We start from the raw sequence: 24114 nt of genomic DNA, 5'->3' as shown, positions 1-24114 counted from the left end.
TTTTCTTTTTCCTTACCAGTACGACGACGCTAGCTTGCGCTGGGTGCCGAGCTGCGTCGTCGTGGTGGAAGGGTTAGAAGTACTTGCGCATGGTGCCTTCGTGAGCTTCGCGCAATTCTGCGATCGGCAACGAGAACTGGCCCTGAACGTCGAGGGCGCCGGACTCGGAGTCGACGATGCCCAAGCGGAGCACGGGGAAGCCGCGCGCGCCGGTCATGTCGTTGAAGCGGACTTCCTCGGAGCGTGGCACGGCCACGATCGCGCGAGCCTGGGACTCGGAGAAGAGCGCTGTGAAGACGTCCACGCCGTCGCGGTCGCACAAGTCGTCCACTGCTACGCGGGCGCCAACGCCGTAACGCAAGACCATGTCGGACAGTGCTGCGATGAGGCCGCCTTCAGACAAGTCGTGCGCGGAGTCGATCATGCCGTCGCGCGAAGCGTTGATGAGCAGTTCGCCCAAGAGCTTCTCGGCAGCAAGGTCAACCTTTGGTGGCAAGCCGCCCAAGTGACCGCGGATGTTCGCGAACTCGGAACCATCGAGCTCGTCGCGCGTGACGCCGAGCAAGTAGATGGCCTGGCCGTCAGCGTTTTCGCGCCAACCGGACGGGGTGCGGCGAGCGACGTCGTCGAACTTGCCGAGCACGCCCACCACAGGGGTGGGGTGGATCGGCGTGGTGCCGGTCTGGTTGTAGAGCGAGACGTTGCCGCCGGTGACGGGAACGGAGAGTTCCAAGCAGGCGTCGGAGAGACCGCGAACGGACTCGGCGAACTGCCACATGACCTCTGGATCTTCGGGGGAACCGAAGTTCAAGCAGTCGGTGACTGCCATCGGGATGGCGCCCGTGGTGGCCACGTTGCGGTAGCACTCGGCGAGGGCCAACTGTGCGCCCGTGTACGGGTCCAGGTAGGCGTAGCGGCCGTTGCAGTCGGTGGAGAGCGCAACGCCCAGGCCGGTCTCTTCGTCTACGCGGATCACGCCGGCATCATCCGGCGTCGCGAGAGCGGTGTTGCCACCCACGAAGCGGTCGTACTGGTTAGTGACCCAAGCCTTGGAGCACATATTGGGGGAGGCCATGAGTTCAAGGGTTGCGGCACGGAGTTCGTCGCCCGTGGACGGCAAGTTGGCGCCGGCCTCGGAGGAACGGAACGTGTCAGCTTGAACCTTGTCCAGCCACTCGGGGCGGTGGTACGGGCGCTCGTAGACAGGGCCGTCGTGAGCCACGGTGCGTGGGTCAACGTCCACAATCTTCTGGCCGTCCCATGTGATGATCAAGCGGCCAGTGTCCGTGACTTCGCCCAACCAGGAGTACTCAACAGCCCACTTGTCCATGACGGCTTCGAAGGCTTCGATGTTCTCAGGGGAGACCACGGCCATCATGCGTTCCTGAGACTCGGACATCAGGATTTCGCCTGGCGTCAGGGTTGGATCGCGCAAAAGCACCGAGGTCAGCTCGATGTCCATGCCGCCGTCACCGTTGGAGGCCAGCTCCGAGGTAGCGCAAGAAATACCTGCAGCGCCGAGGTCCTGAATACCTTCAACGAGGGAGTTCTTGAAGAGTTCGAGGCAGCACTCGATGAGCACCTTCTCTGCGAAGGGGTCGCCTACCTGAACGGCTGGGCGCTTGGATGGCTTGGAATCGTCGAAGGACTCGGAAGCCAGCACGGATGCGCCGCCGATGCCGTCGCCGCCCGTGCGTGCACCGAAGAGCACTACCTTGTTGCCCACGCCGGAAGCGTTGGCCAAGCGGATGTCCTCGTGGCGCATGACGCCAACTGCAAGAGCATTCACGAGGGGGTTGGCCTGGTACACGGAATCGAAGACCACTTCGCCGCCGATGTTCGGCAGACCCAAGGAGTTACCGTAGCCGCCGATGCCGGACACAATGCCGTGTACCAAACGAGCGGTATCTGGGTGATCAATCGCGCCGAAACGCAGTGGATCCATGACAGCAACGGGACGTGCACCCATCGAGATGATGTCGCGGACAATGCCGCCGATGCCCGTGGCAGCGCCCTGGTAAGGCTCCACGAAGGAAGGATGGTTGTGGGATTCCACCTTGAACGTCACGGCCCAGCCGTCGCCCAAGTTGGTCACGCCGGCGTTTTCGCCGATGCCCACGAGCATGTCCTTCTTCATGTCCTCGGTGACCTTGTCACCGAACTGGCGCAAGTGCACCTTGGAGGACTTGTAGGAGCAGTGCTCGGACCACATGACGGAGTACATCGCGAGCTCGGCGGCCGTTGGACGGCGCTCGAGGAGCTTCACGATCTCGTCGTATTCGTTCTGCTTGAGGCCTAGTTCGGCCCATGGCAAGTCAACGTCTGGGGTCGCGGCAGCGTTTTCGACAGTATCGATATTGAAGGAGGTCACTTGGCGGCTCCGGCGGTCTTGCTAACGAGGTTGGTCAGAACGGACGTGAAGAAGCGCAGGCCGTCCGTGCCCGTGTGGTCTGGACCGAATCCGGCTTCCACAGCGTGCTCAGGGTGCGGCATGAGGCCCACAACGTTGCCGAATTCGTTGGTGATTCCGGCGATGTTGCGGCGGGAACCGTTGGGGTTCCATCCTTCATAGCGCACGACGACGCGGCCTTCAGCTTCGAGGGCATCCAACGTTGCGTCGTCGGCTACGTACTGTCCGTCCTGGTTTTTGAGGACAACGGCGATCTGCTCGCCTTGCGCATAACCGTTGGTCCACGCCGTGGTGTTGTTCTCAACGGTCAAGACCTGCTCGCGGCAAATGAATTTCAAGTGATCGTTCTTGATCATGGAGCCCGGCAGCAAGTGGGATTCTGTGAGGATCTGGAAGCCGTTGCAAATGCCCAAAACGGGGAGCTTGGCATCCGAGTTCGCTGCGTCGATGATCTTGGACATCATGGGCGCGAAGCGGGCGATTGCTCCGGCACGCAGGTAGTCACCGTAGGAGAATCCGCCGGGGATGATGACGGCGTCCACGTTCTGAAGGTCGGCATCGCCGTGCCACAAGGAGACCGGGGTTGCGCCAGCGAGCTTTACGGCACGGGCGGCATCGCGGTCATCGAGGGTTCCGGGGAACGTGACAACGCCAATGCGGGCGTCGCTCAGCGCTTGCTCCGGTTCGCTGTAATTTCCAATGAGAGGGAGCTCGGCCACGTTAGTCCTGCACCTCAACGTTGACGACGTCTTCGATCACGGGGTTGGACAGCAACGTTGCTGCTGCTTCCTTCGCCTGCGCCAAGATGGCTTCGGTAACTTCGCCTTCAACGGTCAGTTCAAAGCGCTTGCCCTGACGAACTGAGCTGAAAGCATCGAATCCGAGCCGGGGGAGGGCGCCAACAATCGCTTTGCCCTGAGGGTCAAGAATTTCGGGCTTGGGCATGACGTCCACAATGATGCGAGGCATCCGTATTCTCCTGTGAGCTCTTGAGATGAGGGTGTGCACGCGGGAGATTGCCGTCTCACGCCAATAGGCGCTCCGCGAGCTTGCCCCATCATTCTAACGGGGTTGGGCAGTGCCCCTCTCCTTTATGGCGGTGATCTTGGCGGCACTCTCTGAGCCGGGTAGTGAAACTTTGGTATCGCTGAGAACTTCGCCTGTTTGAACATTAGCCATTTGGAGAGCGGAGTACTCAGGAAAAGATAGTTAGTGTGGAAAATGTAGTTATCCACTTGTGGTTGTGAGTGAACCAGAACTCAAGGAACGATGATGAACCTCAACGCATCTCATATTCGGTCTGCGCTCGTTGCAGTCGCTGTGTGCGGCCTTGGCCAGCTGGCCACCTACATGAGCTACGGATCTGCGGCGCTCGGCGTCCGCAGTGACATGTGGCCTGTCTTGATGGGCGTACTTGTCGCGGGAACCGTGATCATGCCACTTGTGGGAATGCTGGGCCGACTATCCGATGAAACGAAGACCGCCCCACGGGTCGTAGCTGTTGTGTCTCTGGCGATTGCGCTTCTTTCTAGCGCGGTATTTCTTGACGCCCGTTTTGATGTGTTCCCGGCTCGTTTGTTTTGCATCGTCAGCGTTGCACTGAGCTTCGTGGGCGCCCTGACAGTTTTGTATAGCTTGTTCAGTGATGCGGAAAAGCGCTCTGCGCGCGAGCCGCGCACGTAGGCTAGGAGCATGACGAAAAACAACTCTCCGGAAACCTCTGGCACCGGCGCAGCAGGAAAGTCGTTCCTCTTGGCCCTCTTGGGCGGGACGATCGCCGCCGGCCTCGGCAAGATGGTGCTGGATAAGATCCGTCAAGATAAGCGCGCCAAGCAGGCGAACCAGACGGCCGTGGCTAACAATCCCACGAAGCCCCGAGCAACTAACGACTAGCAGCTCTCGTGACGCGGTGCAGGGCGTCGCCAGGGGCTTCCTCTGACCGATCGTCTCAGGCGGATAGTCGCTCGTGGCGTTGAGTCAGCCGAGTGCTGTTCTGCCGGGCGATGCCCGGCGATACTGCCGTCACCGCGGAACTGATGGCTCGGTGCACCTGCGGTCCGCGGGTCACGGCCATGAGGGACCGTGCGGAACCTGCGAAGTAGCGAACCTTCATGATGTTCAAACCCTCGCCTCGAGTGCCGAACGTGTCAACGAAGTGCACTGCGGGCGTGGACACCACGAGCTCCTTGTCCATGACGCTTGAGCACTTCCAGTGGCACGTGCTCGCGTCGCCTTTTAACCGTGCGGTCATCAGCTGAACAAGCTGTGTAGAGATCACCAGGACGATGATCCCCAAGCCCACGTTCACCCACAGCCACAGATCCCAGAGCTCGTTGATTCGGGTGAGGACCAGATAGATAAGCCCCGCCACAAGCGCGAGTAGCAGTGCGCCTCGCACAAAAGAGCCTCGCCCGGAGCGCTGCGTCATCTCCATCTTCGAATGATCCTTGAGCGCCGGGTAGGACGCCGTCAGTGTTTCAACGAAAGCTTGCACGGCATCGCGCGGAAGCGACGGGAGCATGAGGTTGCTTCCCAGCTGTTCGTTTGAGTCCTTCGTCAGCAGGGACAAACGCACCCGATCCGCAAGCATCTCAAAGATGTTCCGCCGCAACTGCAAGCCCACGAGACCTTCGGGTCGGATCTCTCGGACGTGTCGACTCAATAGCCCGTAGGCCAAATAGACTCGACCGTCCACGTTGCGCACCTCGAACGCGTGGTACTTCATCAGCATCTGCGCAACGCCGAGGGCAACCACGCACAGTCCCAGCACTAATCCGCTGATCAGGGGTGCTTGGCCAAAGAAGGACATGGCCGAGGAAGACAATCCCAGGTCCTCGAGTATCTGATGCGCGCCATAAGCCAAACCTCCACCCAGGACCAGAAACTGGCCTTGAGCAAGGCACGCAATGATCAATTCACTCTGCGTGGCGCGGTAGAGCAACGTGCCGCCCAACACCTTGCCATCCAGTGCCGAATCCTGCGCGGGCGCGTGGTTTCCGACGCTTTCCGAGCTCGAAGCGCGAACATGCGAGAGCCGGCCGGTGATGAACTCGGTAACTTCTCGCGGCACACCCTCGAGAGCCACATTGGTGTCCTCGCTACCACCCGCGCGAACAGAAATGTGGGAAAGCCCGAACGGCCGGTAGGCCCACGGCTCCTCAATATCTAGAACGGACACGTTCTCCCAAGGGATCGTCCGCGAAGTCTTGGCAAACCAACCGGACCGCGTCACGAGGTGGTGAGCTGCGGCGTCGTACTGGAAAAAAATCCAATCCAACGGGGGATGCACGCATCGCAATACCAGCAGGAATCCTAAGACATACAGCATGAACGGCCCCGGCCAGAGGGAAGTGTTCGTGGAATACACGTACATGCCGAACAGGAGGCCCGCCACGGTGGGCAAATTGAGGAGGTAGTTCGCGAGGATCGACGACGCCGGAAGTCGCTTCAGTGCGAGGCTATCGTTGGGTGCCAGATCAGCCATGAACGGAAACCTTCGCGGGCTCAGAATTCTCCGGCTCGGGACTTGCTGCCTCGGGACTTGCCAGTTCAGGACTCACCGCCGCGGAATCCGGGGCAGTCGCTGACGCGTAGATGCCCAGCAGTGTGGCGCGAATGCTGTTGGCCTGTTCGAGCGTGACCGGACCTAACGGCTCAATGTGGGAGATCGACGTGAACTGGACCTTCGCAAGGCCAAACCTGCGCAAGAGCGGCCCCTCCGCCACGGACACGTTCAGAATCTGAGCCGCGGAAATCACCGTGTCCCGCGTGAAAAGCACGCCTTTGCGCAAGCGCACCTCGGTAGTGGTCACCTCATAACTGGTGTGCTTGACCTCGAGTCGATTCATGAAAGGAAGCTCCACGAGGAGCGAAATCACGGTCAGCGCCGGAATAGCGATGAGGATCCAGGTTCGCCACGGCTCTGGAACCAGCCAGGACGCCAAGGCGGCAGCGCACCCCATGACGATGATCAGCTGAATACTGCTTTGAATGTTGAGGTATTTCAGGGCTTGAGCAGGCAGGCTGTGCGCGTACCTGAGTCGTGGCGCCGTCACGATGGCACCTGATGCAGGTGCCGATACGTGTTGCTGGGGTGTTGGGCGAAAGCGGAAGCTTCGCGCAGGCTATCCGGATCCATGCGGATGGAATTCTCAGGGAACTCAACAATTTTAGCTTCGAGCGCTCGGATGACCACTTGCACGCGGTCTCGCACTTTCCACTTATTCATGACGCGGCCCAGGTGGGCTTTGACTGTAGGTTCGGCGATGAACAGCTCGCGCGCGATCTCCGAATTGGTCATGCCTTTCGTCAAGAGACACACCACCGCATGCTCGCGAGCGGACAGCTTCTCTGCGGGGGAGAGCTTCGCGGACATCTCGGGAGGCGGGGCGGCGCGGACAAAGTCGCACACGGTGCGCAACACTGAACGCGACGCGGAAAAGTGACCGTCTTGGACTTCCCGCAGCGCGGTATAGAGCTCACACGGGGAAGCATCAGAACCTACGACGCCGCGCGCTCCCGCTCCGTACATAAGCGCCGCGAGTGCGGGGCTGGGGGAGCTGACGACGGCGATGGCTCGCGTTTCGAGGGAATGGTGGCTGAGATTGCGGATGAGCTGGGCGGTCTCTTGCTCTTCGGAGTCGGCTGCGACGATGAGTAAATTGACCTCTGCAGCCTGCAGTTCTCGATGAAGCTCGAGAGCATCGCGAGTTTTCGTTGGCGTCGCCGTAAACTCACCCGTGGAGTTAATGAGCTGGGCCAACGCAGAGCTCAAGAGCGTGTCCTTCGAGGAAATAATCACGTCTACAGTTGCCACGAGGCGGTCCCTTCAGTCTGTCTGCGGTCTTCTCTACTGATGAGTAACGTAGGTGGTTTCATGAGTAGTCTTTTCTTCCAACTGGTGGACTGATGTAACTCAAGATATACCCCGGAAATCATGCGCTGCCAGTTAGCCAATCGGCTAATCGAAGAGAATTCCCATGTGGGCTCCGTGACGTTAAGTTAAAGTGTGGATTTATTACGTGAGGCTTAAAGCAAAGGCAAAGCAAAGACGGGGGCTTGAGCCGCGAATCAAGTTCGTAGCCCAAGCCCCCGTCTGTTGATGACGCGAAGCCTCTAGTAGAGGAGGTCGATAATGCGCTTCACGATGTTAGTGAATGACTGTCCACCCTTGATCCACGAGAGAACCTTGGTGGGATTGTTGGTAATGAACCACACCACGCGCCAGATGCGATCACTGCCGTAGCGGGCGGTGAGAGTCCAGACGAACTGCAGCAAGCGAAGAATCAAGATGTGCATCTTTGAGCCGCCGTTCGCTTAGAAAACGATGTTGATGATGCGGACAATGATCGTGTAGAACGAGTCACCGCGGGCGATCCATGAAGCGACGGTGCGCCAGTTGGCGATGACCCACTTGATCACGGCGTAGACCTTTGCAAAACCGTGACGCCAAATCTGGGTGTGGCAGTAGGAGATGAAGTTGACGACTGACGTGGTCATGATGATTCCTAACGTGAGGTGAATCCCGCTCAGAACCTTGGTGTTCTTGAGCTATCTCCAACGTTAGGTTTGTAAGAATCTCTTAGATATTCTCCAAAAGTCGATTTCGAGTCATCTATTGACCACCGAAAATAGCCGCTCGGATAGCGGCGTTAAGACCTTTGGCTAGATGCCGTCGGCCCCGCCGGGGCCTACGAGTTCAACGAAGGCTTGCCATTCGGAAATCTCGCAGCCGTTCTTGCGGCTGAGGCTCTTATTCACGGGCTCGCCGTTGAGGGTTCCCGTGATGGTCGCTTCTTGTGGGCCGCCATAGATTTCAGTGCAGATTTGATCCTTGCGCGGCAGCGCCCGCAGTTGCTCACCTTTAGTTTTCAGTACCTCGCACGACGACGCAGCTCGGGGATGCGTAGTACCTTCGGCTGGTTGCCCCTCGGCGCAGATGAGTCGGTAGGACTCGCTGATGGCGGTGCCGTCGGCGCTGATATCAATGGTGAGGTCCGCGTTCATGCCGTCCTTCGGGTTGGTGGAGCCGCAAGCTGAGAGAGCGAGAAGGCTGGCGGCCAGCAGTGCCGTGGTGAATGTCTTGAGAAGCTTCATTGGATCCCTCACTTCGTGATGGATTCAGTGTCCGCCACGAGGGAGAGTGCCGCAAGCAGGCGTCGTCGTAATTCATCTGAGCGCTCCGCGAAGCCGCGCTGGAACTCAACGTACCGGGCTTTACCTTCCGGGGTTTCGATCGCGATGGGCTCGTAGCCCCAGTCCTCGAGATCGTACGGGGAGGCCTGCATGTCCATGGTGCGCACATCCCACGCGAGTTCGAAGCAATCCATCAAGAGGTCGCTGGAAATGAGGGGAGTGAGCTTGTAGCACCACTTATACAGATCCATGGCGGCATGAAGGCACCCTGGCTGTTCCATATCCCGCTGTAACTCACGTGTGGGCTGGAGCTCGTTGAGCGGTGTTGCTTGCGGAGTGAAGAAGCGGAAAGCGTCGAAGTGGGAGCAGCGAATCTTGTGCCCCTCAACGACGGCGTCGGTGCCGGTGGCTCCGAGGCGAAGTGGCAGATACTCGTGGCGCACGCCGTTGACGCCCGACTTATAGGCCATCGCCCACTCGTGCAGGCCAAAGCACGCAAAATTAGCTGGGCGCTGCCGGGTGATGGAGACGAGGTAGCGCACGAAATCCACCGTGCTGCCTCGCTCGGCCATGAAACGCTCGACGTCCACCGTCATATCTTCCGAGGATTCAGAAATTTTTTTGTTAAATTTCCAGGCTGCTCGATCGGTGGTTGCGGCACCCTCGAGGGCCACGCCGGCGCCCGGTTGCCAGCGCAAAAGTTGGCCGGGTTTGTGGCCGTAATACGTGAAAAGAAAATCCTCAACGGGATGCTTTTTGCCGCTGGATCTGCGCTCGAGATACGGCTGCACATAACGGTTTACGCGGGCTTGGTGGGCGCGCTCGGACTGCTTCCAATCGTGAAAGGAAAGTGTCGTCAAAGAGCGCATCATTCCATTATCCAGCCTTACCGCGTAGGCCTGAAACTTCCGCGGCGGCCGGGGGCGCGTTACGTACTTGTAACGCCTGCGCAACAAGCAACCATGAATTTATTCAGGAAGAGTTTCATTCCCCTCTTCCCGTACCAAGTTAATTCCGATAGATTTCTTTCACATCTCCCAGCTTCGTGGGGTACATCACATCCGTGTATGGCGGTGCTGGGGGACACTGTGGCTCGTATGAGCCACGCATTCGCACAAACATAGGAAGGCGATCCAGTACCGTGAAACAAGATCAGCCTGCGCGCCGTCGCCAATCGTGGCGCCGCGCAACCGCCGTAGCGATGGGTCTCCCATTGCTCATCACTACGGGACTCGGGGCCTCCAGCGCATTCGCTGCACCCGAGAACAGCACCTCTCAGGTGGCTGGCCAGATCCAGCAGACCTTCAAAGACGGCAATTACATTGTGGTCCTCAAGGATGCGCCAGTAGCTTCCTACGAGGGCGGGGTTTCCGGCATTGCCGCCACCAAGCCCGCGCCAGGCAAGAAGATCAACAAGGGTGATAAGAACGTCAAGGCCTACGAGGCTCACTTGCGCAAGCAGCAGCGTGCTGTTGCATCGTCGCAGGGCGTCAAGATCCAGAAGGATTACACGGTCGCCATTAATGGTTTTGCTGCGAAGCTGACCGCTGCTCAGGCAACTGAACTGTCCAAGCAGAAGAACGTGTTGACCGTTGCTGAGGACAAGCAGTTCGCTCCTGATTACACCTCCACCGACTTCCTCGGCTTGAGTGGTAAGAGCGGTGGCTGGGCCACTCAGTACGGAGGAATTGAAAACGCCGGCAAGGGAACTGTGGTCGGCGTTATTGACTCTGGCTACCGCCCAGACAACGCCTTCCTCAAGGGCAACCCTGTCAAGCCTCTCTCCGGCAAGGCAACGGTTGGGCAGCCATACCTGGACAAGGATGGCAATATCGCCATGCTTAAGGCCGATGGCTCCATCTTCAAGGGTGAATGTCAGGTGGGTGAGGACTTCGACGGCAGCGCTTGCAATGACAAGGTGTTGTCTGCTCGCTACTTCGCTGACGCTTTCGTGGGGTCCGTTCCTGAAGAAGAGCGTGCACCTGAAGAAGTCATCTCTCCCGTTGACGTGGGAAGCCACGGCACGCACACGGCCTCCACCGCCGCAGGTAACTACGGAGTGGACCTTGAGTCCGCTGGTCGCGACTTCGGCAAGGGCTCCGGCATTGCTCCGGCAGCCAAGCTCTCCGTCTACAAGATCTGCTGGGAAGACACCGATCCTGACACGGGTGGTTGCTACACCTCCGCTTCCGTGGACGCTATTGAGGCCTCCATCTTGGATGGCGTCGACGTGCTGAACTACTCCATCTCCGGTAACAACAACAGCATTGTTGATCCTGTTGCTATCGCGTTCAAGAACGCAGCGGCTGCAGGCATCTTCGTTTCCGCATCTGCTGGTAATTCCGGCCCAACGCCAACCACGGTCAACCACGCGTCCCCATGGTTGACCACGGTTGCTGCTTCCACGTTCTCGAACGAGCTCATGGGAACCGTCGAGTTGTCTGATGGCACGAAATACCGCGGCGTTTCCGTGATGTCCAGCGAAGTTCATGACAAGCCATTGGTGCTCTCCGCCAATGCTGTTGCAGCAGGCCAAAAGGCTTCTGACGCAGCGCTTTGCTTGCCTAACTCGCTTGACCCAGCCAAGGTCACCGGCAAGATTGTCATTTGTGACCGTGGCGTCAACGCTCGTGCTGAAAAGTCCGTAGTAGTTGGCGACGCCGGCGGCGTCGGCATGGTGCTGGTCAACATCACCACGGGATCTGAGGATTCAGATGTTCACGCCGTTCCAACGGTCCACATCTCTAACCCAGAGATCAAGACCCGCGTTGCAGCTAACCCATCTTTGACGGGATCCTTGGTTGACCATGACACCACCGGTCTCCCGCAGACCCCACTCCCTCAGATCGCTGGATTCTCTTCCCGCGGCCAGACTCTTGCAGAGGGCTCTGACTTGCTCAAGCCTGACCTCGCAGCCCCTGGCGTGAACGTTCTTGCAGGTGTGGTTCCAGAGGCATACAACGGCGACTCAACGGGCTTCATGTCCGGTACGTCGATGGCTGCCCCTCATGTAGCCGGTTACGCCGCACTCATGTTCTCGAAGTACCCAACGTGGTCTCCGTCGGCAGTGAAGTCCGCGATGATGACGACGTCTTACGACGTTCTCAATAACGATGGTTCCAAGAACCTCGACAACTTCGCGACCGGCGCCGGTGAAGCTGATCCAAACAAGATGACGAACCCAGGCCTCGTTTACGAAAATGACGTGAATGACTGGGATGCACTCATCAACGGTGAGCTTGACGCAAAGAACGTGAACCTTGCCTCCTACGCAGTGGGTAGCTTGGTTGGCGACGTCACCGTGACCCGCGAAGTGACCGCACTGACCAAGGGCACCTACGTAGCTTCGGCAAACGTTCCTGGTGTTGACGTCAAGGTCTCGCCATCCACGTTGAAGTTTGCCAAGGCTGGCGAGAAGAAGTCCTTCACCGTCACCTTCAAGAACGTGTCTGCTGCAACGAACAAGTTCACGCACGGCTCGTTGTCCTGGAACTATTTGGGCACCGGCATCGGCAACAGCGCTGGCAAGGGCAAGGCTCAGTTCTCCGTCAACAGCCCAGTCTCGGTTCGTCCGTTGGCTGTCGCGGCTCCTAACCTCGTTGAGTTCTCCGGTGCCTCCGGAAAGGGCTCCTTCGATGTTCTGGGCGGCGTTACCACCAACGCTGACCTTTCGGTTCTTGGCTTGGCCAAGGGCGATGTGACCCCAACCGGTGCTAAGAAGCCGGGCGAAGGCGCTGTCATCGGTTCTAACAGCTCCACGGCAACGAAGGTTGTCAAGGTTGCTGAGGGAACCAAGACGGCTACCTTCTCCGTGAACGCTGATGACGCGAATGATGACTGGGACATGCTCATCGTCACGCCAGGCAACCAGGTATTGCAGATTGCAACGGAGTCCGCTTCGGAGTCCACCGTGATCAACAACCCAGCTCCTGGCACGTACTACGTGATCGGCAACCTGTACGCCACGAATGACAATGGTGCAGCAAACGCCACCATCGAGTACGTGGGCCTCACGGGCGACGCAGGCAACATGACTGCTTCCCCAGATCCACTGGCACTCGCCAACGGTAAGACCTCCACTGTGAACCTCGCATGGGACGGCCTCACTGAAGGTAACTGGTACGGCTCCGTGATCTTGGGTGACACAGGATCTGCCGTAGGCGTCAAGGTCGCTGTCGGCACCAACGGTGCTGCTGTTTCCACCTCCAACGTCAAGGTCTACAACCAGTCGGACATTGACAAGCTTCCTAAGTCTTCTTTGAAGAAGAGCTAACGGCTAGCTAACAACCGGCAACGTTAGCGTTGCATCTCTCCAGAGTGAGGGCCCTTGAGCTTCGGCTTGGGGGTCCTCACTTTTTTGCTCTGCGTTCGCGCGAGACCACCGGATAAGCTGGTGCCTTGACTACCAAGATCACTGACGAAACTCGTTGCCCGTGCGGCAGTGGCGACACCTATCAGGCGTGCTGCGGCCGTTTCCATGCTGGCGAAGCAGCCCCCACCGCAGAGGCGCTCATGCGCTCCCGCTACTCGGCCTACGCGCTGAGCAGCACGGACCCGGACAAGTTCGCCCAGTACGTGTATGACACGTGGGCGCCGGAAACGCGCCCTGATCTGGAAGACCTGCGTACACCTGGCTTGGATTGGGATCGGCTCACTATTGTGAGTACGACGGCGGGTGGTCCCTTTGATAGCGAGGGCACCGTTGAGTTCGTGGCTCAGTACCATAACGACCACGGCAAGCGCTTCCGGATGCACGAAGTCAGCGATTTCCGCCGGGAGAACAAGCGTTGGTTCTACGTAGACGGCGAAGTTTCCGATTAACGTAGAATTGCTACTTTCTTCTGAATCACCTTTCAATTTTTCTAGCCCTAGAGGGCGGTAGGAGGTCGGCGGCTACATGCGCGCCAGCAATAGATAAGAGCTGAGTATCTTCACTCAGCGGCGAACAGTTCCATCTCTTGGAGTTCCACGGTCCTCGGTGACCGGCAGGAACCCAATGCTGCTTCGTACCCACTTATCTGTTGTTTTCCTCTAATTTCCAGGCCACGTCTGGTGTGCCCACGAAAGGTTTTCCCATGCACTCTCATTCAGAGTCAGCTCTTCGCAAGAGCTTTATCAACTGCTCCAAAGGTGCCGCTCAGCGCATCAACTTCCCCAAAGAGATCCTCAACGCAGATTCCGCAGACTGGGAGAAGCAGATCTTCTTGAGCTGGGCGGATCCCAAGGCTCCTCAACGCGCGTACCTCGTGGCTGAAACCACGGAAGGCTTGCAGGGGTTGTTGATGGAGCGAAACCAGACCCCAGCCAAGGGCGGCGGGGCTCGCATGTGCCAGCTCTGTTTCACGCTCCACCCCTCCAGCGGAGTATCGATGGTGTCCATCCCCACCATAAAGTCCTCGCAAGACAAGTACGGAAGTATCGGGACCTACATCTGTTCCGATCTCCAGTGCGTTGCCTACGCGCTCGGCAAGAAAAAGCCTGAGGGGATCCGTCAGATGGAGGAGACCCTCACGGTCGACGAGAAGATCGAGCGAATGCTCGCGAACGTGAAAGGAATTTTCGCTCACGTCGATGAGCTCTTGAAAAAGTAGTACAGACACAAAAAACGCCTCCCAGTGCAAAAGCAACTGGGAGGCGTTCGAGCTTCGTCTCTCACGCAAGCCGCACTTAGCGGCCGGTGCCTCCGTAAACGGTAGCTGCGTCGTCGGAATCCAAATCAAAGGCCGTGTGCACAGCCTTGACCGCGGTATCCAACTTGTCAGCATCCGTGACAATCGAGATGCGGATTTCGGAGGTGGAGATCATGTCGACGTTCACGCCCGCTGCGGATAGCGCCTCGAAGAAGCGGAAAGAAACGCCTGGGTTGGAGCGCATGCCGGCGCCGATGAGCGAGAGCTTGCCGATCTGCTCGTTGTACTCAACGCCTTCAAAGCCAATGCGCTCTTGAGCCTCGTGCAACGCAGCAAGCGCATCCTTGCCCTCAACGATCGGCAGGGTGAAAGAGATGTCCGTCTTGCCGCGGCCCGCGGTGGAGACGTTCTGAACAATCATGTCGATGTTCGAGTTAGCGCCCGCGATCACACCAAAGATCTCTGCGGCCTTACCTGGGATGTCAGGCACGCCAACAATCGTGACCTTAGCTTCAGAGCGGTCATGTGCAACGCCGGAGATGATGGGCTGTTCCAAGGGTTCTCCCTCTTGAATCTTGATTTTGTCGTCAGGGCTGGGGAGCACCCAGGTGCCCTCATTGGTGCTGAAGGATGAGCGCACGTGGAGTGGGACTCCAAAGCGACGTGCGTACTCAACGCAACGAAGGTGCAGGACCTTGGCGCCGGAAGCGGCCATCTCCAACATCTCTTCGCTAGAAATCTTGTCAATCTTCTGGGCGGAGGACACAATGCGCGGATCCGCGGTGTACACGCCGTCAACGTCCGTGTAGATCTCACACACATCCGCATCGAGCGCTGCAGCGAGGGCCACCGCCGTAGTGTCCGAACCGCCGCGGCCCATGGTGGTGATGTTGTGGCTGTCCTTGCTCATACCCTGGAAGCCGGCAACGATCGCCACGTGCTGGCGCTCGATCGCCTTGCGTACGCGGTCAGGGGAAACCTCAATAATGCGAGCCTTGCCGTGAACGGCGTCCGTGACCATGCCGGCCTGGCTTCCGGTGAAGGAAACGGCCTTGCCGCCTGCGGCGTCGATGGCCATGGCAAGAAGCGCCATGGAGATGCGCTCACCGGAGGAGAGGAGCATGTCCATTTCGCGAGCTGGCGCGTCATCGGTGAGCTGCCCTGCGAGGTCCAAAAGATCATCGGTAGTGTCACCCATTGCGGAGACCACTACCACCACGTCATGCCCTTGAGCACGCGTGTCCATAATCCGCCGTGCAACCCGCTTGATGCCGTCCGCGTCGGAGACGGACGAGCCGCCAAACTTCTGGACGATCAGGCTCATATAACTGCACTTTCCTTAGTTTTCCCAGGGCGCGCGGACGCACGCGGTTCCTATTCTAAAGGCAGGACGCATTCACGTGGCCGTTCATGACAAACCTTGTGTCCGGTCTGATGGAATGCTGGCAAAGATCATACCTAGGTACCTCCCGACCAGTGGTGCAGTTCCGTACCTTGGGAAACATGACAACAACTGAGCGCACGCTGGACGTGCAGGACGGAATTGTGGCGAGGGGTCTCGCACGTTCCTTCGGGGATGTGCCCGCCGTGAAGTCCATTGATTTTGATGCACCCATGGGTCAAGTAACCGCGCTCGTGGGGCCGAACGGTTCAGGCAAGACCACGCTGCTGCTCATGCTGGCCTCCCTTCTGCAGCCAGATGCCGGAACTATCACGGTCAACGGGATCACCCCGGAGGACAATCTTCGCGGCGTGCGCTCGCAGATTGGCTGGATGCCGGACACCCTGGGCGTGTGGGAGCAGCTCACGGTCACGGAGGTCTTGGTGATGGTGGGGCAGCTCTATGGCATGACCCGCGGCGCGGCTGAATCCCGCGCAGCCGATCTGCTGGAGTTGGTGCAGTTGCAGCCGCTCGCGAAGCGGCCTTCACGGGTGTTGTCCCGAGGTCAGCAGCAGCGCTTGTCGCTCGCACGTGCGCTGGTCCACGATCCCCAAATCTTGCTGCTGGATGAGCCCGCTTCTGGACTTGATCCGGGCGCCCGGATTGATTTGCGCAATCTGATCAGGCGTCTCGCGGACGCGGGCCGCGCCGTCGTCATTTCATCCCACGTTCTTTCTGAGCTGGACGAAATGGCCGACCGCGCCGTCTTTATCTCCGATGGCCGTTCCGTTGACGTGCAGACCATCACCGAGGCCGGGGCGCAGGCTCGCCGGTACGCGCTGATTTCGCTGGATGAGGCACGGTTGCGTGCGGCGCTCGAGGCGAGCGGTACGGAATTTGGTGAGGTGCGGAGGCAACACCGGCAAGAATTTGTGGTGCGGTGCGCTACTGAGCACGACGCCGCAGCTCTTCTGAGCGGGCTGGTTTCCGCTGGGATTCCCATTACGCAATTTGCGCCGGCCGCCGGTGCGCTCGAGGAAAGCTACGTCAACGCGATGCAGCGAAGCAAGGAGGGTCGGTCATGAGCCAAGCACTAGACACGGAGCGGAATCCCGTGGGTGTGGATGGGACTTTGGGTTTCAAGGCGGGCATCCGAACCGTTTTTAAGATGGAGCTCATGCAACGCCTGCGCTCGGGTAGCTGGTACTGGATGATGGGCGTCTGGTTCGTGATCATTGGCTTGGTGACCTGGGCGGTCATCGCGTCCTTTAGGCCCTATGACGAATACAGCATGTTCGGAGGGCAATCGGGTCAGCTGGTCTTTGAAACCGTGTTGTTCTTTGTCCTGTTGTTCGCGCTGCTGATCTCTCCGGCTTTCGCCGCCAACACCATCACGGGCGATCGTCAAAATGGCACGCTCGCCATCATTCAAAACACGCTGCTTACGCCGTGGCAGATCATCCTAGGAAAATGGCTGGCAGCCTGGGTCTCAGCGCTTGCGTTCCTGGTGGTGGCGCTGCCGTTCATTGTGCTGTCTTTCGCGCTTGGCGGTGTGGACTTCAGCCGAATGCTGTTGTTCATTCTCATGCTGGGTTTCGAACTGCTAGTGATGACCGGTCTTGGCGTTGCTGTTTCCTCCGTGTCCGTGCGCTCGCTGTTCGCCGTACTCGGAACGTACCTGTTGGTGGCTTTGTTCTCCGTAGGAACGCTCATTGGTTTTGGACTGAGCGCTCAACTGAGCCAGGAAGAGGTTTCGGGTCGGTATATGGATGCGCCCATTATGGAGCCGCCCGCGGAGGTTTTGAACTCATCGGATGGAAAAGCCATCAACGATTGGTACAACGAGAATTCTCAGTGCAGCACCGCTACCCAAACCACCAACATTGTGCACACTGAACGCATCGCCTGGATATTGGCAGCCAACCCATTTGTGATGGTCGCGGATATTGCTAGAGAGCCGTACGACGTCAATACTGTCACCAATGGAGAGCTGTTCACGGGGATTAGCCAATTGATGCGAAGCGCTCAAGCGGGACCCGAGTACCAGCACGAATGCTTGAACGGCAAGAAGTTTTCCGAGCTTCCGGATCCGCAAGTGTTCCCAAGCTGGCCTATCGGTATGGCCATTCAGGTGATCTTCTTGGGTGGACTCATGACCGCAGCGAGGAACCGCTTGAAGACGCCGGTGAAGAAGCTTTCGCCGGGAATGCGTGTGGCGTAGGTGCGTTAGCCCACCAGGCTACGGCGGCCCTCGAATGCGCGGCCCAGCGTCACGTCGTCAGCGTATTCGAGGTCTCCGCCTACCGGCAGTCCGGAGGCTAGGCGGGTCACCTTAATGCCGATGCTCTTGAGCATTCGCGCAAGGTAGGTGGCGGTTGCTTCGCCTTCGAGGTTGGGGTCCGTGGCGATGATGATTTCTTGGATCTTCTCGTCGCCCAAGCGCGTGATCAGCTCGCGGATGTGCAATTGCTCTGGGCCTACGCCGCCAATCGGATTGATGGCGCCGCCGAGCACATGGTAGCGGCCGCGGAACGAGCGCGTACGTTCGATCGTCACGATGTCTTTGGACTCTTCCACCACGCAAATGATGGTTTCGTCGCGGCGTGGATCCTGACAGATGTTGCACGTCTCTTGCTCGGTGACGTTGAAGCAGATCTTGCAGAACTTCACTTTGTCTTTGACGATCCGGATGGCGTCAGCGAGGCGCTTCATGTCCTCCGGGTCAGCATCGAGGATATGAAAGGCGATGCGCTGAGCAGATTTCGGTCCGATGCCAGGCAAACGGCCCAGCTCATCAATCAGCTCTTGAACGGCACCTTGATACACGAATCCTCAAATCCCCGCAGTCGCGGATAAAGCGTCGAGAAACTTAGCGAAGAGCTCTTAGACGATGGGGGTGCCGTCGAGGTTTCGAGCTTCGATCAACTTTCCGTCGAGCACTCGTTCAACAGCCGCGCGACCCACCAACATGGAATCTTCGATCATGGGGTCCTCATCGCTGGGAACCTCATCGACGTAGGACGATTCTACGCCGCTTTGCTGCGGGTTAGCCGGAGGCGTGGCCTGCGATGCAGCCGCCTGCTGGTCCTTCGCGGGCACCAACTTTTCGGCGATCCGCTGCGACATCGGCTTCTCTTGCGGTTCCGTTACCGGCGCAGGTTCAGGCTCTGGCGCGGTAGCCGGAGCCGCATCCCGTGCGGATTCCCAACCCCAGTTCTCAGCATCCCCAGCCGGAGGTGGTGGAGCCACAGGGCGTGCACTTCCGCCGTTACGGGGTGCGGGAGCCGCCACTGGCGACGGTGCCGCAGCTTGCGCGGGCCTCCGAACTTCAGAGGACGACGACGCAGGCTCGCCTTCCGAGCGCGAGGCCGTGGTCGGAGGGACTTGCGTGGAAGGCGATGGCGTCGATGGCGCTGACATGGATGGAGCCGGAGACTCGGCTGGCGATTCGTCAGGGGTGGGTTCCCACGAGTAGTCGTCAGCACCGGCCCATGGGTCACCATCTGGATCCCACGGTTCAATGTCATTCGCGTATTGCCAAGCGTCGTTCGAGCTAGGCGTTGCAGGGCGCGTGGAAGCAGAGCTCGTCGCCCGTGCGCTCGCAGTCGGTGCACTTGCAGGTGCCGCGCTTGCCGCCGGCCGGGTTGGCTCGGCCTGCTGAACGGGTGGGGCCGGCCTCACCGGTTGAGGTCGGTCTACCGACTGAGCTGGCTTTGCCGCCTCTACCGGTTCAGCGGAGCGCGATTGAGGCTGTTGGACCGGAGCGCTTTGTTCGCGAACCGGCGCTTCAGCTACCTGGCGGGCAGGTTGACGTGGTTCGGGGCGATCCTGCGTAGGCGTCTTCGTAGGAGCAGGCGCGGAAACAGGAGCAGGGGAAACAGGAGCGGCAGACGGCACAACGTGTTCTTCGGAACGCTGAGCAGGGGCCTTGCGGCCCCTATCTTTTGGGCCCGAACCACCCGCAGGAGCAGCCCCTCCACTCACGGCGTCAAGAGCGACGCCAACGCCGAGAACATCCTGAATGCACTTACGGAGCAACTCCGCGTTGTCTTCACGACGACGGAAGTTCATGAGAGCGCCCTCGTTGGAGAAGGCAATCGTTAACGTTCGACCGTCAAAACCGGCCACCGTGGAGTGCGGTTCTACTGCCATCCACACGGCTCGGCGCTCTTCGCTCAAGCGGTTCATGATCTCTGGCCAAGCGCGGCGGAACATCTCGACAGAACCAGCACCACCGGAGTGTGCGCCACCTGACTGAGCGCCGTTTGTTGGCGCGCTGTCCCGAGCTGGCTGCTGAGCAGGAACCTGCTGCGGCTGAGCCGGCTGTTGCTGGGCTGGCTGCGACTGAACCGGTTGTTCTTGTGGTGCTCGACCCTGAGTTGGACGCTCGGGCGTCGGACGTTCGGATGCCGACTGCTCGGGAGCTGGCCGCTGTGCAGGTCGGTTCTGCGTTGAACGATCCTGAGCAGGGCGATCCTGGGCCGGACGCTTCTGGGCCGGACGCTCTTGAGTCACTTCGGGACGGGCAGGGGGAGCGGGTGGCTGGTCGTCGAGAGCGCCCCACGTGTTTCCCCAATCGGGGGAGGCAGGAGCGTCATTGGCGGTGTTACGAACTGGTCCGCGCGGCGGGATGGATTCTTCCCGCGGGGAAGGTGCCGCGCCGGAACGCGGTGCTTCTGTGGCTGGAGCGGGAGCAGGTGCTGCCGTTTCCCGTGGCGCCGAGACCGATGCTGATGCCGGTGCAGTAGTTGATACGGGTGCAGAGGTAGGCGCAGGGGCAGGAGCTGCCGTGGCTCGCGGCGAAGATGCCGGAGGAGCGGCAGCCACCGGGCCTGTTGAAGCGGGGGCCGTGGAGACTGGAGCCGATGAAGCGGCAACCGGTGCGCTTGCTGACCTCGCGGCACGGCTCGCTTGACGTTCGAGGGCACTCTCCGGAGCCTGTCGAGCGGGACGCGGGGCGGCGTCGTCGTTCTCCGCAAAATTCAGGTGCCGCTCAATGCGATCCAAGCGCGCGGCCATGCCGCGTTCTGTGTGATCGCTTGCGGGCAGCAAAAGCCGAGCGCACAACAATTCCAAGTGAAGCCGCGGGCTCGTAGCCCCCGTCATTTCGGTGAGCGCCTTGTTGGTGGTGTCAGCGTTTCTGCTCAATTCATTGGCGCCCAAAACGTTGGCTTGCTGGCGCATGCGAGCCAGCTGATCCTCGGGCAAACCACGAATAATGTGGGCGGCCTCGTCCGGCATCGCCTTGACGATAATGAGATCGCGGAAGCGCTCCAACAGGTCCTCGACGAATCGTCGGGGATCGTGGCCCGTCTGAATCACGCGGTCTACTGCATTGAAAACCGTCGCCGAATCATTGGCAGCGAGCGCGTCCACCACATCATCCAAGAGGGCAGCGTGCGTGTACCCCAGAAGGTTCACAGCGAGCTCGTAATCCAAGCCTTCTTCGCCGGCGCCAGCCATGAGCTGGTCCAACACGGACAGCGAGTCGCGCACAGAACCGCCGCCAGCGCGAGCCACAAGTGAGAGAACGCCGGGCGCTACCTCAACCTGTTCGGCATCGCAGAGTTCTTGCAAGTACGCCATGAGCGGCTCTGGTGGCACGAGCCGGAAAGGGTAGTGGTGCGTGCGGGAGCGGATGGTGCCGATGACCTTGTCCGGCTCCGTGGTGGCAAAGATGAACTTGATATGTTCTGGTGGCTCTTCAACGATCTTGAGCAAAGCGTTGAAGCCAGCCGAGGTCACCATGTGGGCCTCGTCAATGATGAAGATCTTGTAGCGGTCGCGCACCGGCGCAAACGTGGCGCGTTCGCGCAGATCGCGAGCGTCATCCACGCCACCGTGGGAGGCGGCGTCAATCTCAATAACGTCGAGCGAACCAGGGCCGCCGCGCTGCAAATCGAGGCACGAATCGCACTCACCGCACGGGTGCGCGGTAGGTCCGTGGACACAGTTCAAACAACGGGCGAGGATGCGCGCGCTCGTGGTTTTACCGCAACCGCGAGGACCTGAAAAGAGGTACGCGTGATTGACGCGGTTCTTTTCAAGAGCAGCCATCAAAGGGTCGGTGACGTGCTCTTGCCCAATGACGTCCGCGAAGTCGTCGGGACGGTATCTGCGGTAAAGGGCGGTGCTCACCCCATAGACAATATCCGGATTGACGCTCGAGCGTGAAGCGCGCCCCTCCCAGCTGTGGAAACTAGGAGATCGGCGTGACTAAGGTTCCGGTGGAAACGTAGCTCCGAAGGTTCTCCAACGTGAGAGAAGCCATGTCCGCGCGAGTTTCCACGGTGCCGGAACCAACGTGTGGCTGAAGCACCACGTTGTCAAAGGCGCGCAATTCCTCTGGAACGTGCGGCTCGCTCTCGAAGACATCCAAGCCAGCGCCAGCGATGGTGCCGTTCTGAAGGGCTGCAATCAATGCCTTCTCATCCACTACGGTTCCGCGCGAAATGTTGATGAGATATCCATGAGAACCCAACGCTTTGAGGACTTCTGCACTCACTAGTCCGCGGGATTCCGGGCCTCCGGTTGCAGCGACCACCAGAACATCAACGGAGGCCGCAAGATCCACGAGACTGGAGTGGTAGCGGTACGGGACGCCCGGCTTCTCATTACGGTTGTGGTACTCGATGGTGCAACCAAAACCTTCAAGACGCTGTGCGATCGCCGCACCGATGCGACCCAAACCAACGATGCCCACCGTGCGCCCCGAAGCGCGGGTGGTCAGCGGATAGGATCCCTCCGATTCCCATTTTCCGGCGCGGACGTAGCGGTCCGCCGCGGACACTTGCCGTAATGCGTCAAGGTAGAGCGCTAGGGCGGAGTCGGCGACACATTCGTTGAGCACATCCGGGGTATTGCTCACGACGATGCCGCGTTCAGCAGCTTGCGCCACATCCGTGGAGTCATAGCCCACTCCAAAGTTCATGACCGCTTCAAGATTCGGTAGAGACTTCATTAGCTCGGTGCCGACGCCAGCCATAGCCGAGCACACAGCCACCCGAATATCCGCACCATGTTCGGCCAAGAACGATTCCCGCTCCGCAGCATCCGTAGGGAGTAAATAGGCCGAGTAATCATCCCTCAACGCAGCACGGACCTGCGGGTGAGGGTCGGAAACCAGAAGAATGTTGGATCCTGAAATGGCAGTGTGTGCGGTAGTGCTCTCAGTGGCGGTCATACCGCGAGACTAGTCAGCGCTTAAAACTGTTGTCTACCGATACGCTGAAAACTACGTTTCGTTGCCCGGGTGACGTAAGGCGAATTCGTCGAAGATCCACGGCTCGCGCGGCAAACGTTGCGAATCAAAGACGAGCAGGGCGGCATCGAGCTGTTCTGAAGGGCTGCGAGTTCCATCACCGGGCAACCCCACAGACAGAAGCAGTTCGGCAACCACCTCGGCAGTGCTGAACCCCAACAATTCGAGATCCGCCAGCGTCACCGCGCCATCACGCTTAGCGAGGCGCTGTCCGCTCGTATTGAGCACCATAGGAACGTGAGCGTAGCGCAGTGGGGGAGCTGCGTCGTCGTACTCCGGAGAAAGAAGCGAGCGCAAATAGGACTGGCGGGGCGCGGAAGAGAGCAGATCCTCGCCGCGCACCACTTGGTCGACGCCCTGTAGGAGATCGTCGAGGACGGTTGCGAAGTTGTAGGCCGGGACGCCGTCGTTACGCAAGAGCACGAAGTCGTCCACGACGCCCGTGTAGGTCCCGTAGACCTCATCCGTCACGGTGGATTCGGTGACTTCGGAACGCAAGCGCAAGGCGGCCGGCCGCTCGAGGCGTTTGCGGGCTCGTTGCTCTTCGGTGAGATCGCGGCACGTTCCGGGGTAAGCGCCTGGGGCTGCGTGTGGAGCCGAGGTCGCTTCTGCAATGTCTCGTCGCGTGCAGAAGCACTCGAAAACTAGCCCGCGGGCTTGGAGTTTTGTGATGGCGTCGCGATAGAGATCGCCGCGATCAGTCTGACGAAGCGGAGTTTCGTCCCAGGTCAGGCCGATGCGCTGCAAGTCAGCAATTTGTTGTTCTTCAGAGCCGGCGCGAGCGCGATCAAGATCTTCAACCCGCAACAGAAACCGGCGGCCGGTGCTGCGCGCAAAAAGCCACGCGAGAAGCGCGGTACGCAGATTGCCGATGTGTAATTCGCCGGACGGGCTGGGTGCGTATCTTCCCGCACGATTTTCCACAGCCACTGAAACCTCCAATGCTGAAAACAAGCGGAGACGTTAAAACCCCTCATGCACCTGCCAGAGCCCGCTTACCCTTGCTACCTTCCGGTCCTGGGGGAGTTCACAGGATGACACCACATGAGGGGCCGCCTAATAGTGTACCCGAGGTGAACGTCAGGTGACGATTCTTGGGCGCCCAGTGTGAGGTGGACCTCTCGATTTCGAACTTCGGCAAGTGTCCGTTATGCTTGAACCTGCTCTTAGAGCGCTTGGAGGATTCGCCTAGCGGCCTATGGCGCACGCCTGGAACGCGTGTTGGGTTAACGCCCTCGGGGGTTCAAATCCCCCATCCTCCGCCAAGTTAAATCGGCTCCTGACCTAGTCAGGGGCC

The 24114-nt window shown here is 59.5% G+C and carries 22 protein-coding genes, 1 tRNA gene and 1 other RNA gene; 8 read left to right on the top strand and 16 right to left on the bottom strand.

The window, feature by feature from the left end; translation table 11 throughout:
- Positions 1-73: 73 nt before the first annotated feature.
- The 3 genes from purL to purS are packed head-to-tail and all read right to left on the bottom strand — an operon-like array spanning position 74 to position 3379.
- On the bottom strand, positions 74-2371 hold the full coding sequence (gene purL / locus HD598_RS06065) for a phosphoribosylformylglycinamidine synthase subunit PurL (protein ID WP_183664516.1): 2298 nt from the start codon (positions 2369-2371) through the stop codon (positions 74-76).
- On the bottom strand, positions 2368-3129 hold the full coding sequence (gene purQ / locus HD598_RS06060) for a phosphoribosylformylglycinamidine synthase subunit PurQ (protein WP_183664515.1): 762 nt from the start codon (positions 3127-3129) through the stop codon (positions 2368-2370). The genes purL and purQ overlap by 4 nt, the downstream gene beginning before the upstream one ends.
- Position 3130: 1 nt before the next feature.
- Positions 3131-3379, bottom strand: a complete 249-nt coding sequence (gene purS, locus HD598_RS06055; protein ID WP_071894233.1) for a phosphoribosylformylglycinamidine synthase subunit PurS — start codon at positions 3377-3379, stop codon at positions 3131-3133.
- Positions 3380-3679: 300 nt separating this feature from the next.
- Here purS and HD598_RS06050 point away from each other — a divergent pair, with 300 nt between their 5' ends.
- A complete protein-coding gene (locus tag HD598_RS06050; RefSeq protein WP_183664513.1) occupies positions 3680-4093 on the top strand; it encodes an MFS transporter in 414 nt (137 codons plus the stop codon).
- Between the two features lie 9 nt (positions 4094-4102).
- Positions 4103-4303: a hypothetical protein gene (locus HD598_RS06045; RefSeq protein WP_071894231.1), complete on the top strand. Its 201-nt coding sequence runs from the start codon at positions 4103-4105 to the stop codon at positions 4301-4303.
- A gap of 55 nt (positions 4304-4358) precedes the next feature.
- Here the strand turns inward: HD598_RS06045 and HD598_RS06040 are convergent, their stop codons facing one another.
- From HD598_RS06040 to HD598_RS06010, 7 genes are all read right to left on the bottom strand, one after another.
- Positions 4359-5894 carry a PH domain-containing protein gene (locus tag HD598_RS06040; RefSeq protein WP_183664511.1) on the bottom strand — a complete coding sequence of 512 codons (1536 nt, stop codon included), beginning with the start codon at positions 5892-5894 and terminating at the stop codon, positions 4359-4361.
- Entirely contained in the window at positions 5887-6465 is a 579-nt protein-coding gene (locus HD598_RS13750) for a PH domain-containing protein (protein WP_183664509.1), read from the bottom strand. The genes HD598_RS06040 and HD598_RS13750 overlap by 8 nt, the downstream gene beginning before the upstream one ends.
- Positions 6462-7226, bottom strand: a complete 765-nt coding sequence (locus HD598_RS13745; protein WP_183664507.1) for a response regulator transcription factor — start codon at positions 7224-7226, stop codon at positions 6462-6464. The genes HD598_RS13750 and HD598_RS13745 overlap by 4 nt, the downstream gene beginning before the upstream one ends.
- Positions 7227-7525: 299 nt before the next feature.
- The gene (locus tag HD598_RS06025) at positions 7526-7708 is read right to left on the bottom strand and encodes a hypothetical protein (RefSeq protein ID WP_071894227.1); all 183 of its coding nucleotides are present in this window, start codon (positions 7706-7708) and stop codon (positions 7526-7528) included.
- 18 nt (positions 7709-7726) lie between these two features.
- The gene (locus tag HD598_RS06020; RefSeq protein ID WP_071894226.1) at positions 7727-7909 is read right to left on the bottom strand and encodes a hypothetical protein; all 183 of its coding nucleotides are present in this window, start codon (positions 7907-7909) and stop codon (positions 7727-7729) included.
- 165 nt (positions 7910-8074) lie between these two features.
- A complete protein-coding gene (locus HD598_RS06015) occupies positions 8075-8506 on the bottom strand; it encodes an SSI family serine proteinase inhibitor (protein WP_071894225.1) in 432 nt (143 codons plus the stop codon).
- An 8-nt stretch (positions 8507-8514) separates the two neighbouring features.
- Positions 8515-9414: a 3-methyladenine DNA glycosylase gene (locus tag HD598_RS06010; RefSeq protein ID WP_260170673.1), complete on the bottom strand. Its 900-nt coding sequence runs from the start codon at positions 9412-9414 to the stop codon at positions 8515-8517.
- Positions 9415-9746: 332 nt separating this feature from the next.
- Between HD598_RS06010 and HD598_RS06005 the strand changes: the two genes are divergently transcribed.
- The 3 genes from HD598_RS06005 (at position 9747) to HD598_RS05995 (ending at position 14136) form a co-directional block, all read left to right on the top strand.
- Positions 9747-12818, top strand: a complete 3072-nt coding sequence (locus HD598_RS06005; RefSeq protein WP_183666664.1) for a S8 family serine peptidase — start codon at positions 9747-9749, stop codon at positions 12816-12818.
- Between the two features lie 125 nt (positions 12819-12943).
- Positions 12944-13366, top strand: a complete 423-nt coding sequence (locus HD598_RS06000) for a YchJ family protein (RefSeq protein ID WP_221244604.1) — start codon at positions 12944-12946, stop codon at positions 13364-13366.
- A gap of 254 nt (positions 13367-13620) precedes the next feature.
- Positions 13621-14136, top strand: coding sequence for an FBP domain-containing protein (locus HD598_RS05995; RefSeq protein WP_183664503.1), 516 nt, complete (start codon positions 13621-13623; stop codon positions 14134-14136).
- A gap of 76 nt (positions 14137-14212) precedes the next feature.
- On the opposite strand, the gene HD598_RS05990 is transcribed toward HD598_RS05995, so the two are convergent.
- Positions 14213-15499: an aspartate kinase gene (locus HD598_RS05990; protein WP_183664501.1), complete on the bottom strand. Its 1287-nt coding sequence runs from the start codon at positions 15497-15499 to the stop codon at positions 14213-14215.
- A 179-nt stretch (positions 15500-15678) separates the two neighbouring features.
- Between HD598_RS05990 and HD598_RS05985 the strand changes: the two genes are divergently transcribed.
- Together HD598_RS05985 and HD598_RS05980 are read left to right on the top strand one after the other, a co-directional pair.
- Positions 15679-16641, top strand: a complete 963-nt coding sequence (locus HD598_RS05985) for an ABC transporter ATP-binding protein (protein WP_183664499.1) — start codon at positions 15679-15681, stop codon at positions 16639-16641.
- Positions 16638-17777: an ABC transporter permease gene (locus tag HD598_RS05980; protein WP_183664498.1), complete on the top strand. Its 1140-nt coding sequence runs from the start codon at positions 16638-16640 to the stop codon at positions 17775-17777. Before HD598_RS05985 ends, HD598_RS05980 begins: the two co-directional genes overlap by 4 nt.
- 5 nt (positions 17778-17782) lie before the next feature.
- Here the strand turns inward: HD598_RS05980 and recR are convergent, their stop codons facing one another.
- The 5 genes from recR to ffs form a co-directional block, all read right to left on the bottom strand.
- The gene (gene recR / locus HD598_RS05975) at positions 17783-18382 is read right to left on the bottom strand and encodes a recombination mediator RecR (protein ID WP_071894220.1); all 600 of its coding nucleotides are present in this window, start codon (positions 18380-18382) and stop codon (positions 17783-17785) included.
- Positions 18383-18439: 57 nt separating this feature from the next.
- Positions 18440-21694, bottom strand: coding sequence for a DNA polymerase III subunit gamma and tau (locus HD598_RS05970; RefSeq protein WP_183664496.1), 3255 nt, complete (start codon positions 21692-21694; stop codon positions 18440-18442).
- A 61-nt stretch (positions 21695-21755) separates the two neighbouring features.
- Positions 21756-22739, bottom strand: a complete 984-nt coding sequence (locus HD598_RS05965; RefSeq protein ID WP_183664494.1) for a 2-hydroxyacid dehydrogenase — start codon at positions 22737-22739, stop codon at positions 21756-21758.
- Positions 22740-22790: 51 nt separating this feature from the next.
- On the bottom strand, positions 22791-23747 hold the full coding sequence (gene gluQRS, locus HD598_RS05960; protein WP_311538971.1) for a tRNA glutamyl-Q(34) synthetase GluQRS: 957 nt from the start codon (positions 23745-23747) through the stop codon (positions 22791-22793).
- A 31-nt stretch (positions 23748-23778) separates the two neighbouring features.
- Positions 23779-23874, bottom strand: an RNA gene (gene ffs, locus HD598_RS05955) — signal recognition particle sRNA small type.
- A gap of 120 nt (positions 23875-23994) precedes the next feature.
- Here ffs and HD598_RS05950 point away from each other — a divergent pair.
- Positions 23995-24082, top strand: a tRNA-Ser gene (locus tag HD598_RS05950).
- Positions 24083-24114: the final 32 nt, after the last annotated feature.

Origin of the sequence: Neomicrococcus aestuarii (assembly GCF_014201135.1) — a bacterium.
Classification (GTDB): Bacteria; Actinomycetota; Actinomycetes; order Actinomycetales; family Micrococcaceae; genus Neomicrococcus; species Neomicrococcus aestuarii.
The sequence above is the reverse complement of the archived record's forward strand: the minus strand, read 5'-3'. Positions and strand labels throughout refer to the sequence as shown.

Bases quoted from the DNA above. Each gene is read 5' to 3' on its own strand.
- HD598_RS05965 (WP_183664494.1), bottom strand. From the start codon at position 22,739: ATGACCGCCACTGAGAGCACTACCGCACACACTGCCATTTCAGGATCC.
- HD598_RS06045 (WP_071894231.1), top strand. From the start codon at position 4,103: ATGACGAAAAACAACTCTCCGGAAACCTCTGGCACCGGCGCAGCAGGA.
- purS (WP_071894233.1), bottom strand. From the start codon at position 3,379: ATGCCTCGCATCATTGTGGACGTCATGCCCAAGCCCGAAATTCTTGAC.
- HD598_RS06015 (WP_071894225.1), bottom strand. From the start codon at position 8,506: ATGAAGCTTCTCAAGACATTCACCACGGCACTGCTGGCCGCCAGCCTT.
- HD598_RS06020 (WP_071894226.1), bottom strand. From the start codon at position 7,909: ATGACCACGTCAGTCGTCAACTTCATCTCCTACTGCCACACCCAGATT.
- HD598_RS06025 (WP_071894227.1), bottom strand. From the start codon at position 7,708: ATGCACATCTTGATTCTTCGCTTGCTGCAGTTCGTCTGGACTCTCACC.
- HD598_RS06040 (WP_183664511.1), bottom strand. From the start codon at position 5,894: ATGGCTGATCTGGCACCCAACGATAGCCTCGCACTGAAGCGACTTCCG.
- HD598_RS05980 (WP_183664498.1), top strand. From the start codon at position 16,638: ATGAGCCAAGCACTAGACACGGAGCGGAATCCCGTGGGTGTGGATGGG.
- HD598_RS05990 (WP_183664501.1), bottom strand. From the start codon at position 15,499: ATGAGCCTGATCGTCCAGAAGTTTGGCGGCTCGTCCGTCTCCGACGCG.
- HD598_RS06050 (WP_183664513.1), top strand. From the start codon at position 3,680: ATGATGAACCTCAACGCATCTCATATTCGGTCTGCGCTCGTTGCAGTC.
- HD598_RS05995 (WP_183664503.1), top strand. From the start codon at position 13,621: ATGCACTCTCATTCAGAGTCAGCTCTTCGCAAGAGCTTTATCAACTGC.
- HD598_RS06010 (WP_260170673.1), bottom strand. From the start codon at position 9,414: ATGCGCTCTTTGACGACACTTTCCTTTCACGATTGGAAGCAGTCCGAG.
- HD598_RS05985 (WP_183664499.1), top strand. From the start codon at position 15,679: ATGACAACAACTGAGCGCACGCTGGACGTGCAGGACGGAATTGTGGCG.
- HD598_RS06005 (WP_183666664.1), top strand. From the start codon at position 9,747: ATGGGTCTCCCATTGCTCATCACTACGGGACTCGGGGCCTCCAGCGCA.